The following is a 17,254-nucleotide window of genomic DNA, read 5'->3' as shown; positions in this document are numbered from 1 at the left end:
CGATCACGCCCGTCTGTGACCGTTTTGCGGTCGCGCGGCCCCAGCGGCGCCCGTAGGCGAGAAGCCGATCAGCTCTCGTCGGCGGCCGGACCGCCGCCGACGGTGGCCGGACGCACCGGCGGCTCGTCGTCCTCCTCCTGCCCATCAGCGGCGTCCGCTTCCTGGTCACCGACCTCGTCGGCGTCCGTACCGGCCTGTTCCAGCGCCTCCAGGAGCATGCCGGTCTCCACCGTCGTGCTCACCGGGGCCGAGGGGTTGAGGTACAGAACGTGCTCCTCGGGCAACGAGTCGACCAGTTCCCACAGGTCCATCAGCTCGAACGCCAGCCGGCCGGCGGCGTGGAGGTAGACGGGCGAGGTGAACACGGGGATCACCGGTGTCCTCCCGTCCGGTGCGGTCGCGGCCACCGGGTCGCCGGTGGGAGTGACGAAGACCGCCACCTCCTTCGCGGCGGCCAGCGCCTCGGTCACCGCCTCGCCGGGTCCATAACCGGTCGCCGCGAGCTGCACCGCCGCGTCCACGTCATCGGCCGGCTCGGGCCAGCCGAGGGCCGCGGGCGACGGCCGGTAATCCTCGTTCTCCCGCCACTCGACGATCTCGCCGTCCGGGTCCGACCGCCACCGCCCGAGCATCGCCCACGAGGGCGGTTCGCCCTCGCCGGTCCAGGCAGGGTCGAGCATCCCGAGCCAGTGGTCCGGGGCGAGCCGGGCGGCCTCCCGGATCGAATCCGGTATCGGGGGCATGTTGTCCGTCGTCATGATCCCAACCAGGTGATGGAGAACCCCGAGAAGGCGGACCTGAATCCCTGAGCCGTGAGCGGCGGAGGATGCAGTCGGTTCCACGGGTTGTGCAGGTGGATGAATCCCTCGTCGTCCACGAGAACGACGTCGTAGTAATGGCCCTCGAGAAGACCGGCGGCGAGCAGCTGATCGCTGCCTTCCTCTTCCGGCGATCGCGTGCCGACCACGATCGGCCTGTTCTCGCCGAGCAGCGTACGGAAGCCGTCGAGGAGCCGCCGGTCCGCGTCGGGACCGGGCGGTTCGAAGAAGCCGGGGATCTCCTCCGGGCACCGCGCCGCGACCGCGCCGATCAGGGTGATCAGCCGACGGTCGTCCAGGCCGCCCTCCTCGTTCGCGTCCTGGAAGTCGGGGCGCTCCACGAAGGCCGTCACAGACCCATGTGCGCGTCGGTGACGCTCGACGCGTTGTGGAAGCCGGGGTCCGGGAGGGCCGGCGGACCGGGCTGGTGTGGCGATTCGGCGAGCACCAGCCGTGCGCCCAGCGCCCGGGCCGCGGAGTCGAGGGCCGCCAGTATCTCCGCCCACGTCTCATGGCCGGCGGACGGGCTCTCCATCGCCAGCCGGAATCGCTGGACGCGGGTCAGGCTCGCGAGGGGCAGAGCACCGTCCTGCAGGATCGCCTGGGTGTGCTGGGCGGCCGTCAGCGGGACTCCGGCGTTCTCCAGGTCCTGGACCCGGATGTGCCCGTCATCACCGAAGAGCGGCGCGGACGCGGGCAGGCTCTCCTCGGTCAGACCCGCCATCAACCGGTCGAACGGGGAGCCCGTCGCCGACGGCCCGCCGGGCGTGCTCGTCTCGTCCCCGGTCCGCAGGAGGGACGCTCCGCGGTCCAGCGCCCGTGCCAGCGCCCTGCCGAACGCCTCGCCCTCCTGCGGGACGACCGGCAGTTCGGCCAAACCTCCGCCGGGCTCCTCCGGCACTTCGGAGTCGTGGGCATCGACGGTCTCGCCTCCGGGTGACGCCTGCGGCAGCGGTTCTGCGATGTGCTCCGGCGCGGGACCGTGGTGGTCTACGCCTCCGTCGGGGCGGTAGCGGCGCACCGGCATGGCCCGGCCGGCGGCGTCCGGCAGGAGGTCGATCGCCCCCGGCGTCGGCGCCGGCGCCTCGGGAGCGACCGGCTCGGTCGACTTCGCCAGCGCGTCGGGGGTGACGAGCTCGGTCGTCTCCGCTGGTACCTCAGAAGTGACGAGCCCGGCCGTCTCCGCCAGTGCCTCGGAAGTGACGAGCTCGGCCGTCTCCGCCGATGCCTCAGGGACGACGGGCTCGACTGTCGCCGCCAGTACGTCGGGAGCGACCGGCTCGGTCGTCTCCGCCAGTGCCTCGGAGACGACGGGCTCGGTCTTCACGGCCAGCTGGAAACGCTGGACGCGCGTGAGGTCCGCGCCTCGTAGGCCGCCGCTCAGGATCGCCTGGCTCCGTTGCGCGGTCGTCAGGTCGATCCCGGCGTCTTCGAGATCGGCGAAGGAGACCTGCCGGCCTTCGTCGATGAGAGGCGCGGTGGCGGGCAGGTCCTCATCCGTCAGCCCCGTGAGCCGGTCGTGCGGTGGCTTGATGCCATCGACCGGCTCGTCGGCGGGCGTGGTCGCCGGCCGCAGGTCCTGGCGCGCGCTCTGCGGGTACCGGTTGATCCTTCCATCCGCGTCGCGAATGAGCAGTTCGACCGGTACGCCGGTCTGGGTGGTGATCCGGTCCGCCGCCGCAGCGGCCGACGTCAGGTGGTCGGCGCGGGTCCACAGCCGCAGTGTCCGGCCGCGGAGCGCCGCCATGCCTCCCGCCCGGTCGATGACCTCGGCGGTGGCCTCGTGGGGAAGAGCGCCGCTCTCGGCCCACTGCGCCGGTAGGTCGGCGTCGCTCAGTGGCGGTCGTTCCAGGTCCAGGCCGAGGTCGGTGACCAGCCGCCGGACCACCGTGGCCGGGAGCATGCCGATGAAGCCGTCGGGGACGTCCAGGACGACGTAGTGCCCGTGCGGGCCGCTGACGTAGAACCGGGCGTCGAAGGTGTAGTAGTCGTAGTCGTCGTCGCGCTGCCGGTTGGACTCGACATAGTCGCCGGCCGAGTTCTTGTGCGTGCGAGCGGTCCGGTTGTCCCTGCCGGCGGACATCCCGGGGTCGAGCAGGGGCCGGTCGGCGTGATCTTCCAGCGGCCGGGCGAACGCGTGGCCGAGGTCGAATTCGCCATCCACGCTCCACCCCCGTTCGGCCTCGTGTTCCCGCGCCGGTTCCTGGGAGTGCTCGGGGAAGTTGAGCCCGGTGTAGCCGCCCCGGGTCAACCATCGTCCCCGGGTGGGCACCATCTGCACGGTGAGGTACTCACCGCCGACCAGCGGGATGCGGTAAGTGCCGTGCAGCAGCTTGTCGATGTTGGCGTCGGCGTCGCGTTCGTCGAGCCCGATGTCGCCGGTCAGGCCGTCCTGGTGGGTCGGGCCGAACTCCTCGACGGTCGGTGCGACACCGCGCGCCACCGCCGCGCCGTCGATCCGGCGGCGGGGCGTCGCGGCGGCCGGCGCCCAGCGAGCCAGGTGCTCGATTCCGGGCATCGCCATGGCATGCACGTGCTCGGCGAGCGAGGTGGCCAGTGCCGTGGGGGCCGGCGGCCGCGTGCGCGTGATCATCGGCCGTACCGGGGCCGACGCCGCGGCCGATGCCCGACCGGCCGAGGTCGCGGGCTCACCGGTCGCGGTCGAGGACGGTCTCGGGCCGGCCGCGGTCAGGTGGGTGGGCACGAGGGCCGTGGCCCGGCCGGCCACCTCCCTGGTGGCGGCCGCCGGGGTGGTGGCGGGGAACAGGCGCCGCCACATCCGCCGGCTCTCGCCCAGGGAGAGGATGTCCACGAGCGTGGGCACGGCCTTCGCCACCTGGGCGGTCCGCCGGGCGAATTCGCTCGGCGAGTACCGGTGGAACACCTCGACGCGGAACCGGACGCCGTGCCGGAACTCCTGTGAGGTGTCCTTGGCCGTGGCGCGCCGGACGTCGCGCGCGGTGGATTCGACTCCGACCTTCAGCCCGTGCCTGCGCTCGTACTTCACGCTCACTCCGCCGGCCGGCCGCAGGCCCAGCGGCGCGGTCGCCCACCGGCCGTGGAAGAAGCCGCCGCCGCGCCAGGCGTGGCCGCGGTTCCGGTGCTCGCCGATCTGGACGAACGCCTGCCCCCCGGTCGTCACCTTCACGTCGGGCCTGGGCCGCCGGTAGGTGACCGAGTCCTCGATGGCGGTCACGCGGATTCCGGTGTGCAGCGTCCCGCCATTGCGGGCGGGCATCTTCAGGTAGTCCCAGACACGGCCCTCCCCCCACGTCCGGGCGGGGGTGGTGAGGACGCGGTGGATCCCGCCTCGGCGCGCGCTTTTGTACTGGCCGCGGATCGCCTCCTCGTCGAAGGCCGTCTCGATCGCGCCGAGCACGTCCGGATCCAGGTCACCGCCGAGCATGGCCTCGATCGTGTCGACGACGTCGGCCGCGTCGACGTCCTCGATGTGCGCGGCGGCCAAGGCCAGGTCGTCATTGAGGTAGTGATGTTCGCCCTGTGCGGACGGCAGGTCCTCCCGGGACGGCACGGGCAGGCCGTGGTCGGCGGCGCGGACGTACGGGACGAGGAGTTCGGCCCCGCGAGTGATCTTCACGTGCCGTTCGACGCGGTAGGAGAACCGACTCCCCCTGCCCCGGAGGAACGCGCGGCGCAACTTGCGCGACCCGCTCACGTGGCGCCAGCGCCGGTACTGGATGGTGTAGACGGGATCGGTGCCGAGCTGCTCACCGTCGCCCGAGTAGGTGCCCAGGTTCAGATCCAGCGCACCGCCCATGTCGGTCACGCTGCGGCTCGGGAAGGACACATCGCCGCCGCCGACGAAGCCGCCCGAGATCTGGTTGCCCGCCTTCTGGCTGGTCGTCTGGTGGCCGTCGCCCTCGTTGTGGCTCTCCCCGGACGGCAGGCCGAGCCGCACCACACCGCCCAGGCCGGCGGAACCGTCGAGACCGTAACCGGCGGCCCTCTCCTCACCGAACCGGAGATCGGCCTCGGTGTACTGCTCCAAGGTGGCGCCCTTGACCGTCTGCTCGTGGCGGACGTTGAAGGTCCGCATCCGGATTCTGAGCTCCTGCCGCCACCCGCCGGCGGTCGAGGGCAGCGGAATCCGCAGGCCACGCCGGCTCAGCAGGCGCCGGGCATTGGACTCCAGGAACGTGTGCGTGCCGGTGCGCAGGATCCGCTCCGCCGCGCCGTACCGCCGACCGGACGGCACGAGCGCGGCGAGCACCTGCTTGAACGCGTCGGCCTGGGGCCTGAGCCCCGGCGTCTTGTTGTGCGCGGCCACCAGCTCGGCCATGTGCGCCGAGATCTCGCTGACGCCGGTCAGGCTGAGCTGGATGCCGGTCAGGCCCTCCCGGCCCAGGTCGAACTCCTCGCCCCTGTCCTTCCCGAGCGGGGCGGCCAGCCGCCGGAAACCCTCATCGTCCATCGGCCCGGTCTTCACCGTGACCTCGCCGTACGCCAGGATCTCGTCGGCGGGGAGCGGCTTGGCGGGCAGGTGCGCGTCGGAGACGGTGACGGCGGTCCAGTACTCGTCACCGGACTGCTCCCATACCCGGGCCGCGACCAGGTCTCCGGACGTACGGCTCGTCGTGACCGCCGAAGTGTAAGCGGTCTCGTATTCAAAGCGGGTGACGTTCCCGTTCGTCCGTTCGCGGCGGTACTCCTTGACCCCCGTGCTGTTACCGATCTTGTGGTGCCGGGCGCGCTCAGCCTTCAGTTCGATCAGGTGCAGGTCCAAGCTGAACAGCCGGGCCAGCTTGACCCGGAAACTGAGCTTGAACCCCCCGCCGACGGAGAAGCCCTTCTTGTCCTCGGTGTCCAGCCCCACGACGTTCTTCCGCTGGGTGTCCAGGCTGACGTTGACCTCGGCCACCGGATCCCGGCGCAGCGCCCGCAGCTCGGTGTAGAGCACGGCGGTGAACACGTGCCCGCCGATCGTCACCTCGTGGCTGATGTCGCCGTCGATGCCGTCCGCCAGCGTGCCGCGAGCGCCGGGCACCCCGAACTTCATCGCCAGCGCCCGCGCCAGATGCTGGCGCGCGGCGGCGGACATCTTGCCCACGACGCCGGCCGTACGCATCTGCCGCGCGAGTTCGTCCACCAGTTCGCGGTAGGCCTTCTCCCGGCCCGGCATCTCCCGCACGATGCCCCGGCCCAGGCCGGTACGGGTGGCCAGCGCGAGCGGCTCACGGGGATGCACCACGTGGCGCCAGGTCCGCAGCGGACCATGGACCTGACCGCGCTCGTCGATGACGAACCGCTTCTCTCCGGCCTTCTCGCCGCCTTCCTGCTCCTGGACTCGCCTGCCGTCGGCGGCCACCACCTGGATCCGCGGCTCCGCCAGCAGCACGTCGACGGCATCGTGCAGAGTCCGGTCCTCGCCCGGCTCCTCCAGCCGGCTCCGCAACGCCGCGGTCAACTGGACCTGCGGCGTCCCCCCTGAGGCCAGGAAGTCGGTGACGGCCGTCAGCCCCGCCGCGCGCAGCGGCGGCAGCAGATCCTCGTACCACGGCGGCGGCGCCTGGGCCGTCATCGGCTCCCTGGCCGGATTGGGGACGTACCAGCGCGGCTCCCGCTCGCCCTCGTGCTCGTCCATGAGGAGGGCGCCGACCACCCGGGCATCATCGTCCAGCACGTATCGCCACACCGTGCCGCCAGAGTCCTCACTGGAGACGAGGAAGGCGTGCTCGTCCGTCGGCAGCACCCAGGTGATGCCGGGATGCGCGTACAGGGCCCGCCAGCCGTCCTCCGCGACCAGCCAGTGGGGGACGAGCGCGTCGTGCAGCGCGGGAGGAAGGACGATCTCGATCGGCCCTCGGGAGGCCAACGCGAGGAGGTCACCGACGTCCCGCACCCCGTCGCCGAGGAAGGGCGCGGGCGGGCCCCCGTCCGTGAACCGCGTCCTCAGCCACCGCGTGAAGTCGGCCCAGGACGGCGCCGAACGCCCCGCCGCGGGCTCCGGCGTGACGAGTGTCCCACCGGCGACCGTCTCCGACTCCTGCGTTTCCGGCCCGGCGGGCACGTCCGACCGAGCCGGTGCACCCTCCTCGAGCGTCTCCGTCTCCGTCGGCGGCCCTTCATCCAGTGCCTTCGACCCGGCGGGCGCTTCGAGATCCTCTTGCTCCCCCGATTCCTTCGGCTCCTCCGATTCCTTCGGCTCCTCCGATTCCTTCGGCTTCTCCGCGGGGATGAGTCCGGAGCCGGTGAGCACTCCGCCCAGAGCGCTGCGCTCGAACTCCTTGGCATGCGCGAGACCGATCCCCAGCTCACCGATGACCGGGAGGGTGAAGGGGACATCACCCTGGTCGGATTTGACCGAGATCGTCACCACGAACTCGGTCTGATAGCGGACCAGACGGTCCTTGCGCATGGTGGCGTTCTTGACCTGGCCTCCGGAGGTCAGGGTGCGCCCGTGCTCGCGCGAGGAGCCCAGCTTCGGCAGATCGACGCTGGGCGTGGCCAGATGCGAGCCGAGCTCGATGCCGAAGGCGACGCCCGGGGTGGCGCTCGCCCCGGAGCTGTGCTTCTCACCGTCGCCGATCCGCACCGTGTCCGCGATGTCGTTACGGAGCAGAACCTCTTTGTCGGTGGTCGTCACATAACGCACGGTGTGCGGCCGGCCGCTGACCTCCAGATGTCCCTGGAATGTGGACAGGGCGGACAGCCTCTTGGCGATCAGGCCCGTCACCCAGCTCCCGGTCAGCCACCACTGGCTGCGGTCCTTGAACGTCTTTTCGTTGACGTACTCCTCGGCGACGTCCTGCACGATCTCATCGACGTCCTTCGCCGGGAGACCGAGACGGTCGAGGACGCCGCGCAGCCCCGCCAGCAGTGCCTCGGGCACGATCGCGGTGACCGCGTGATCGAGGCCGTCCAGCACGGCCGGGTCCACGACCCGCACGACCGGGTGTCCGCCATCACCCTGCCGCGCTGTGAGGGCCGCGGCCTCAGCGGCGGACGAGTAGACCGTGGGGAACGCCAGCCGCGCCCTGCCGGGGAGCAGGAGATCCGGACGCTCGACCCGGTTGACGGTGGCCCGCACCCGGATCCGTGCCGTGTGACCATGGGTGGCGTTGGCGATGACCCGGTTCCCCGACTGGACCTCCATCAGGATGGTGTGCCAGGTACCGTGGCCGCGCTCCGTCCCGACCTTGAACACCGGCGAGACGTGCGACAGCCCTGCCTGCAACCCCACCGAGAGGAACAGGATTGGCTCGACCTGCGCGTTCCGCCCGCTAAGGGATTGGCGCGCGACCTCCTCGGCGTACGTGCTGTCGCCGTACTTGCTGAAGAACGTCTCATGGCCCGGACCGGTCCCCGCGTCCTCCCGTGGCGCGAACTCCGTCTGCTCCACCGAGAAGGACAGCTGGACCCGTGCGTTCTTCTCGACGATCAACTTGCCGTGGAGCAGCAGCCGCTCCCACCTCGAGGGGTCCTGCTCGGCCAGCAGCGCGAGGATCTTCTTGCGGACCGCACGCGCCACGGACGATGACATGCCGGAGGTGACGCCATCGATCCAGCGGGTGACCGACTCGTCCGGCCGGCCGTCCGGCAGCGACCCGTCCACCACTTCGGCGACCGACGACACGGAACCGTCGCCGAGCCCGCCACGCTCCACGTACCACGGCACGAGCGGCGTCGCGTCCGAATCTCGCGCCTCCGTATCGCCGGGATCTTCCAGCGCATCCCAGAAGGTCCGGTAAGCGGCGTACAGCTCATCGTCCGCCGACGTCTGGTCGGCGAGCGTGCCGGACCGCGGGTCCTCCGTGGACACCGGCTCCCGGACCCGCGACTCGGTCACCGCCATCGCGGGCTCTACCGGCACCGAGACCCGCGACTCGGTCACCGCCACGGCAGGCTCTACCGGCACCGGGACCTCCGGCTCGGTCGTCTCCACCGCGGGTCGTACGGCCGGAGCAGGCTCGTCGGACACCAGCGCGGGGAGCATCAGATCCGTCACCGGCCGGTCGTCGGCCGGCTCGGTCCTCCACTGGTCACGCCCGGCGCCGGCGGCACCGTCCTTCAACGGAATGCGGACCGCCGTACCGCTCTCCTCGAGCGGCACCAGGTACATGGCGTTCTCGTCCACCATGAGCCGGTACGGCCGGGCCGCTGGGCCCAGCGAGGTCAGTGCCTCCAGGACCGTGTCGTGATTGTCGACGCGACCGAGCCAGCCGTTGTCCCCCCGCAGGTAGGCGCCGGTCGGCTCGTGGACGAAGTCGTCCCCGAACCTCGTCCATCCGAAGGGCGACAGCTCCTCGCCGGACAGCCTGATCACGCCCGTGCGATCGATCTCGTAGGTGTACGGCGTCGAGCGGGACGGATGCGGGCGCTCGTACGCGAACGGCTCCCCGGCGGACTCGCCGGGGACCGGCACCTCGTCCAGGGACACCTCGGTCAGGTCACCAAGGTCGCCGAACCGAGGTGCCATGACGGTCAACCGGCGGCCGATCGGCCACTGCTCGGACAGCGGATTCCTGTCGTGGTCCGGGGATCCGCCGCGCAGGCCGCCGAACCGACGGCGCCGCGTCTGCGTGCCGGACGTGCCGGGGGTGTGCCGGTGTTCGTACGCGCGCAGGTCCTCGATCACCTGGTCGACGCGCCGGCGCACGTGGTCCAGGTCACGACGGCCGGCGCGCACCGAGCCCGCGTTCCGCTCGTCGACGAGGGCGGTCCGGATCGCGGCGAGCGCGTGCCGTACGCCGCGGGCGGCCTCGGCGTCGGTGTAGCGGATGAGGTCGCGCAGTGCCACGACCGCGTCGGCCTGCAGGTTGCTGGTCACGTTCCCGCGGAAGATCGGATCGATGACCACGTCGGGGGTCCTGCGCGCGATCGAGTCGAGGAGGTCGCGAACGGTCGTCATCAGGTCGCCGCCGGAGGGATTGTGAGCGCTGACCGCCCGCACCGCCTCGGCCAGGCCCTCGTTGAAGGCCCGGCCCTCGGAGGTCCGGATGTTGCGGTCCACCCGCTCGGCCCACGCGTAGAACCGCCGTGCGAGCTCGGCGAACGCCCGTGCGGTGCGCATCTCCGCCCGGATGCTCGGCCCCGGCGGACCGACCTCGCGCATCTCGAGCACGGCCAGGTCGATCGCGAGGGCGCCGCGGTTGTCGTCCGTGCTGCGGAAGTCCGTCCGGACGTTCATCGCGTCGTACTGCTCGACGAGGACGCGGTTCCGGCTCACCGGCAGCAGCATGTTGTCGGCGTAGTCGCCGACGGTCATCGTCTTGTCGTTCAGCGTGTAGTCGAACAGATCGAGCGGCTGCTCGTTCGACGCGCGTCGGCGCTGCTCGTAGCGGCTGATGGCCGAGGCGAGCCGTTTCCTGAGATCCGTCTTCAGTTTGGTCCGGATTCGGTCACGGCCGCCCTCGAGGAACTCCTGGACCTCGTCCCAGAATGATTCGCGGATGCCGGCGAAGGACGTGCGCAGGACCCCGTACACGAGGTTCTTCGCCAGTTCGTCGTCGCGAAGGAACACGTGGGCCACGGCGTACGCGTGCGTGTTCAGCAGCATCGCCGCCGCCCGCACGTCCGCGACGCCCGGCACGTGTTCCATCGCCGGCACGGCGAACCGGCCCACGCGCTGCCCCAGATCTTCATTCAGGTAGTCCCGCGTCACCTCCGCGGCGAACCGCAAGCCGGCCCGCAGCGCGCTGGTCATGTCCCTGTGGTTCGCGAACCTCCGGGCCGCGACCAGGAAGGCGGGGGTGAACGCGACCGGTACTCCCTCGGTGAGGTGCAGGCCGGCCGTCCCGACATATCCGGGCGGCCGGAGGATGGTCACGTCGTCCGCCCTGGGCCCGTACTCGTAGTCGGGGTCGTCGCCGAACAGCTCCCTCAGGGTGCTGCCGCGCGAATGGCGCCCGCCTTCGCCGTCCCGAAGGCGCACCGCGTTGTTCAGCCGCCGCTCCACGTCGTGGATCCCGGCCTCCACGACCGCGGGGTCGTGCCGATTCTCCTCGCCCGGCAGCACCCGTTCGATCGCGGTGACCACTTCGGTGATCGTGACGTTCTGGTCCCTGACCCGTCCCCGCCCCGACGCCCGCGCCGACTGTCGCGACTCGAAGTAACGACCGCCGGCCATGTAGATGCCGCCGGTGTCGGTCTCCACCTTGACGCCGGTCCTCCGGTTGTAGACGAGGACCTCTCTGCTGTCCCTGAATCGCTCGCCCTGGTGAACGTGGACGATGAAGGGCCGCTCATGCTCGGTGCCCTGTCCGCCCCCGAGCACCCGGGTCGCCTCATCGAGGGCGATCTGATGGGCGAGGTCGGTGGCCAGCCCTCGGAAGTCCGTGGGGCCGCCCCGTGGGATGTCGCGCAGCGCCTGTTCGACCTCCCCGTGGTCGACCCGGCCGCCGAGCCATGCGCCGCCGAGGCGGGCCAGCTGGGAGTTGACCTCGCTCACGAGGTGGTCCGACACGTAAGTGCCGGCCCGTACGCCCTGGTTCGACGGTTCCGGAGCCGGCGGGTCACCGAGCTGCTCGCGGAGGTTCCGGATCAGGCCTTCGAGGTCGGCCGCCGCGCGCCGCATGCCATCGAGCCGGTGCTGTGCGCGGCGGTGTGCCGGCACGTCGACGTGGCCGCCCGCCGCGTGGGCGTTCCAGAAGCGGTCGACCATCGCCCGCGCCTGCGCGTCGATCGCGGGCCTGACGTTCGGATCGAGGCGCTCCCGCAGGTCCCGGTAGTCGGTGCCCGCACGCTCGACGCGTCGTTCCGAGGACCCGCGCAGCAACGCGAACTGGCGGGCGGACCGGTCGGTGGGCGTCGGCGGCGCCGGGCGGAGCCGGTCCCACGGGATCTGCGGCGCGTCCTCGTCCGTGCTCTCGGCGCCCCGGAACTGGCCCGGGGTGCGGATGAAGTGGACACGGGCCTCGCCGGCGGGCCCGAGCCGGGTCACGTGCCGGTCCTGGACCAGCGTGATGGGCAGGCCGAGCTCGTTCGCCGCCAGGTGCGCGACGAGGTCGCCCGTCTCGTTGTGCCAGCTGTCCATCCGGCGGATCTGGTCCACCAGCGCACGGCCCCGGTCCGCGAAGAAGGTGCCGTCTCCTGACTCGTGGAAGAAGCCGGCGTACCGCGAGAGCAGACCCTCGCCCGCCACCGCGAGATCCGCCGCCAGCCGGTCCGCCAGCCAGTTCCGCACCAGCTGCACGGCCTCGCGGCTGCCGGGCCGGGTGCTCCGCAGGCCGGGGATCACCCGGGCGAGGTACGGACCGGCGATGGCGATGAGGCTGTGATAGAAGCGGTTGTCGTCGGCCGGAACGTCGATCGGCCGGAGGTGACGCGCGCTGAGCTCCGCGTCGAGCCGTGCCTGGTCGAATGCCTCCGCGTCGGCCTTCAGTGCCCGCGCGGCCGCTCGCTCGATCTCGCTCTCGCCGACGGTACGGGTGTCCGACCGGCCGGCGGGCGGTACCGTCCGGCTCGTGCCGAGGATGCGGCCGGTTCCGGGGTCCGGTTCGGTCCAGCGAATCCCGGCGGTGCGGGGCCGGGAGATGATGAGCGTGTGCCGGCCGTTGTCGAGCGGCGCCAGCGCGATCCGGTCACGCGCCTCGCGCGGGGCCGCCGCGCCGGCCAGCAGGACGCGGTACCTGACGGCGCCAGCCCCGTCCGTGACCACCGACACGGCCCCGGTGCGGGACGGGCCGGTGAACCAGACCCACGTCCCGGGCGGCAGGTCGTCCGGGAGCCGGTCGACCTCCTCGGCCAGCCGGTCGGGGCTCTCCTCGAGCGCCCCCAGGACGTCCTCTTCCAGGATCTCGCCGCCGGCCGCCGACAGGAACCGGACCGCCGCGCCCAGCCCGGTGCGGGCGATGTCCTGAACGGTCGTGGGCCGATTCGGCGCGCCCTGGGTGAGCCAGAAGATCTCCGTAAAGTCCGCCAACGGGCCCAGCGGCGTCCAGCCCTCCACCTCCGCGTCGGCCGATCCGATCCCGTGGTGGCCCCGCTCGTCCTCGTAGACGTACGCGTCGTCCGGAACGCCGCCGCGCCGGGCGGTGTCCAGGCTGACGATGGGCGGCCGGGGGGTGTCCGTCAACGCGGCGATGCTCGCACTTCGGTCGACGAGCCGGTCCTCGAACGCGAGCAGGGCCTGGTCGAGCGTGGGCCGCGAATGAGCCTCCGTCCGCCGCGCGACCTGCCCGGCCAGGCCGGGGCCGAGGTGGTCCACGACGGAGGCCAGCGCGAGGTCGCGCGCCGGGACGAACGACCTGGCCGGTGACCGTGGCCCGTCCAGCCCCGCGGGCGGGCCGAGCAGCAGGCCGTTCCGGTCGAGGTCCAGGGAGTACAGCCGCCCGGCGCTCTCCGGGGGCCGCACCGGGAGTCCGGACACGGCCTCGAACCACCGGATCTCGCCCTGGTCGGCGACCACGGTGAACCGTCCGGCGGTACCGTCCGCGTGGGTGGTTACGGCCAGGGAGACCGCGCCGTCCCCGGCCGCCGACAGCGTGTCGTGCAGCCCCTGGATCGCCTGCTCGATCGACGGCGCCTGCCGCCGCCGGTACGCCAGGTTCACCCGTCGTTCGTCCAGGGCGGACTCCGACGCGGTGAGGCGGTCAACGGCCTCCTGTACGGCGTCGCCCGTCCAGCGCGCCGCTTCGTCGGCCCGGGCGTCCCGCCCGGTGACGCGCAGGTCGGCGAGGACCGCTTCCGTCTCCTGGAGTCCGTGACGCGCGTCCTCCAGGAGCGGCGTCAGGTAGGCCGTCGACTCCTCGTGGCGCTCCAGCAGCTCCTGCTGCCGGGTCTGCCGGGCCTCCAGGTCCGAGATCCGGTTCCGCAGGCCGTCCACCGCGGCCTGGTCCGGGGAGAGGTCCAGGATCAGCCGCATCCGCTGCGTGTCCAGGTCGTCCAGGGCACGCCGGAGGTCGTCGAGCTCCCGCTGGGCCCGGGTCGTCTCCGCGGCCGCCGCGGCGTGCTCCGCCTCGATCCGGGCGACGATCCCCCGCCACGCGGCGGCGGCCTGTACGGCCCGGCCGAACAGGCCGGGCAGTTCCGGGTGGGCCGCGCCCATCCGATCGAGGCGCGCGGCGATCTCGACCCGCACCGCCTGCTCGAAGGTCCGCTGGTGCGCCCAGGAGGTGCGGTACAGCCGGGCGAGGTCGATCGGGTCGAGCCCGTGGTCGGCGGCGGCCTGCCGGGTCGAGTCGCTCCACAGCCCGGCGTGCGACGCGTCGCCGGCGGTCAGCGTCAGGTCGTCGAAGGTGGTGGGGTCGAAGGCGTAGAGCCGGCCGCTCGGGTCGGCCCAGTGGCTGCGCACCGGGCCGTCCGCCTGCGTGACGTCCAGCCGAAGGTGCGTGCTCAGCTCGTGCGCGACGTCGCGGGCCAGGTGGACCGGGTCGAGCGCGAGCAGCGCCGCCTCCGGCGGCAGCGCGGCGGGCGCGCCGGACGGGTTGTCCGGGCGGAGCGCATGGACCCGGTTGACCTCGTTGATGATCGCGGTGATCTCGTCGTCGAGGGAGCCGGTCAGGCCGTCGAACAGCCGGGCGTCCGGCCTGGCGCGCCGCTGCTCGTAGACGTCGGGGACGGCCGGCGCCGGCACGTACGGGTCCGCCGCGCGCGCGGCGGCCAGGTCGTGGCGGATCGTCCGCGCGGCCCAGTCGAGGATCGCCCGGTAGTGCAGGATCCGCGTGTTCGCGCCGTGGGTGAGCACGAGCGGGCCGCGGGCGCCGCCCTGCTCCCGCAGGTGGTTCACCAGGGCGTGGTGGGCCTGGGAGGCGGTGTACTTCGGCCGCGGCCCGGGCTGCGGGTGCGTCGGGTCCGGGCGGTACACCGCCGCGTCGGCGAGCAGCGGGGCCAGGTCGAAGCGGGGCGCGGCGCCCAGGCCGGCCCAGGCCTTCGGGTCGACCCGTTCGCGCAGCGCCTGGCGGGCCTGATTCTCGTTCGCGGCCAGTTCCGCGCGCAGCTCCTCGTACTGCGCCTCGAACATCTCCACGACCACGTCGCCGGTGATCGGGTCGCTGCGGACCGGCGCGCCGACCGGCTTGGGCCTGCCGGGCGTGAGGAGGTGGTGGCGCATCTTCTGCGCCTCCAGCCAGAACTGGCCGCGCAGGCGCACCAGCAGCTTCGAGCCGTACTCCTTGACGTCCTGCTCGCGCCGGTAGTTCTCGGTGCCGGCGCTGTTCTCGTTGGCCGACGTGACGCGGCTGCCCGCGTGGTTCAGCGACCACGAGTGGTCCGGGCGGTGCGGCGGCACCTCGGTGCCGGGTGGCGGAGCGGGCTGCGGGTTGATCGTGTCGGTGCCGCCGATGCCGTAGTCGCCGGTGCCGCGCGTCAGGTCGCTGCTGTTGTTCGCGGTGGTCCCGCTTTGGTGCTTGATGTAGCGGCCGACGCCGCTGCCGTCGACCATCCGCATGAGGACCTGCGCGTCGAACAGCTCCCCCTGCAGTGACATCGCCGCGCGCAGGTCGGAGTCGCCGGCCCGGAACAGGTCGGGGGGCAGCCGGTACTTGCCGCCGCCGGTGGCCTCGAGCACGTGGTTGACCAGGTGCGACCGCGACAGCAGGAACGGCAGCGACTGGAAGGACCGCACGCCGGGGTCGCCGGCCTCGGCGCCCAGCGCCTTCTCATACCAGCGCGGGCCCAGCAGCGTGTCCAGCAGCTTCCGGGCGGCGGGCAGCAGGCCGTCCGCCGTCATGCCGACGACGGCCAGGTTGCGGTTCAGCTTCGGCAGCGGGAGGAGGTTCCGCACCTGCTCCGGTCCGTGCAGCGTGCCCGCCTCGGCGAGCGCGTGCGGCAGCTGGATGTCCAGCGTCCCGTCCACGGTGGTCCGGGCGGTCGCGCTGTGATGCGTCCACCTGTCCAGTCCGCCGAGGAGCAGGTTGTCCAGGGGGCGGCCCGACATGTCGAGCCGGTCGACCTCCACGATCAGCCGCTGACGGACCCGTACGGCGTAGTGGTTCGCCCAGTCGTAGTCGGTCATCTCGCTGACCGCGTTCTCCGCGCGGGTCGTGCCGCGGTGGTGCCCTTCGGCCGTCTTGATGTCGGCCGAGCCGCTGGCGTTGGTGCCGCCGGCGCTGAACTTGGGCAGGACGAGGGCCTGCGACCCGTCCCTGGACCTGGACTGGGCGGTGCCGATGTAGCCGTGCGAGTAGACCGCGAGGCCGGTGTTCCACCGGTAGTCGTACACCTCCGGCTCGGAGATGCGCTCGGCCCGCATCCGGACCCTGACGACATCGGTCAGCACCGGGCCGACGGGGTTGGCCAGGTAGAAGGTGAAGCCGTTCTGGGAGGGCAGTTCCTCCCAGAGCATCTGGTCGCGCCCCTCCGCCAGGATGGACTGCAGCAGGTCGACGCCGCCCTGCATGCGGCCGATCCGGCGGCCTGCCCCGTCCCAGAGCGACGGGTCGGCGCCCAGCAGGCCCGGCGCCACCCCGTCGATCTGCTGCCGGACGATCTGTTCCGTCGTCCGGCCGTCGTCGTGGGTCCAGCGGTGGACGCCGTGGTGACCGAGGAAGAAGCCGCCCGGGTCCGTCCTGGTGAGGTACTCCGGCAGCGTCATCCGGTCGAACGGGAGGCGCGGGTGCGACAGCTTCTGGCGGAACGTCGCGTTGAACCGGTCGCGGATCTCCAGAGACGTGATCGGCACCGCGCCGACCGTGTGCAGACCGGCCAGGACGCCCACGAGCGGCGCGCGGTTCACCGGCAGCCCGGCGGGCGGCTCGGGGACCTCGGCGTGCCAGCGCAGCAGGAGGCGCGCCACCACGTCGCCGCTGAGCCGCAGATCGCCGTCCAGCCATCCCCTCAGCACCTCGCCCAGCCGCTGGTCGGTGAGCGGCGCGCGGTCCTCGGCGTACGCGACGACGTCCTCGGGCATGTCGGGCGCGGTGAACGGGTCGTGCGGGGCGCCGAGCCGCCGCCCGAAGGCGGTGTTGAACCGGTCCCTGACCCGCTCGTCCAGGATCGGGGCCGCGCCGATCTCGTGGAACCGGACGAGCGTGCGGACCAGCTTGTCGCGCCCGACCTTCGCGTCCTTCGGGAGGGTGGGCACCTCGCTCTGCCAGCGCATCAGGATCTTCGCCGCGAGGTCCCCGCTGAGCTTCAGCCTGCCGATGTGCCAGCGGAGCATGGCGTCCCGGAGCTGGCGGTCGGAGATCGGCAGGTGACCGTCGGCGTACTGCGTCAGGGCCTCCGGCTCGGGCAGCGCGAACTCCACCAGCCGGGGTCCCACGGTCTCCGTGTGGTGCGCGCTGCCGCTGGGGAGCAGCTTGGCGTGCTTCTCCAGGCGGCTCCGCACGTCGAAGTTCACCGTGCTCCGGAAGAAGTACACGCGGTTGAAATCGAGCTGCAGGAGCTCCTTGCCGCCGGTGCGGCCACTGGTGCGCGAACGGTTGAACTGCCAGTGCCGGTTGAGGTCCGTCTCCCCGCTGAGGTGGGCGGGCCCCGCGTCGCCGCCGACCGCGACGTCGAGCTGCTCCCAGGTCCAGCCGTGGGAGCTCGTGGCG

Annotated in this window: 3 protein-coding genes (1 of these 3 cut by a window edge); all 3 read right to left on the bottom strand. The window is 72.2% G+C overall.

Going from position 1 to position 17,254, the window contains the following annotated elements:
• Positions 1–68: 68 nt before the first annotated feature.
• Tightly spaced (each overlapping or abutting the next), the 3 genes in view from ACQP2O_RS26085 to ACQP2O_RS26075 form a layout consistent with a single transcriptional unit that may run on beyond the window.
• Positions 69–758, bottom strand: a complete 690-nt coding sequence (locus ACQP2O_RS26085) for a type VII secretion system-associated protein (RefSeq protein ID WP_433190360.1) — start codon at positions 756–758, stop codon at positions 69–71.
• Positions 755–1,171 carry a hypothetical protein gene (locus ACQP2O_RS26080; protein WP_433190357.1) on the bottom strand — a complete coding sequence of 139 codons (417 nt, stop codon included), beginning with the start codon at positions 1,169–1,171 and terminating at the stop codon, positions 755–757. The genes ACQP2O_RS26085 and ACQP2O_RS26080 overlap by 4 nt, the downstream gene beginning before the upstream one ends.
• Positions 1,168–17,254: the end of a protein-glutamine glutaminase family protein gene (locus ACQP2O_RS26075; RefSeq protein ID WP_433190354.1), read on the bottom strand. It continues 30,701 nt past the right edge of the window; the window shows 16,087 of its 46,788 coding nt (coding positions 30,702–46,788); the start codon falls outside the window, past its right edge; its stop codon occupies positions 1,168–1,170. Before ACQP2O_RS26075 ends, ACQP2O_RS26080 begins: the two co-directional genes overlap by 4 nt.

The organism is Actinoallomurus sp. CA-150999, from assembly GCF_050942425.1.
Classification (GTDB): Bacteria; Actinomycetota; Actinomycetes; order Streptosporangiales; family Streptosporangiaceae; genus Actinoallomurus.
The sequence above is the reverse complement of the archived record's forward strand: the minus strand, read 5'-3'. Positions and strand labels throughout refer to the sequence as shown.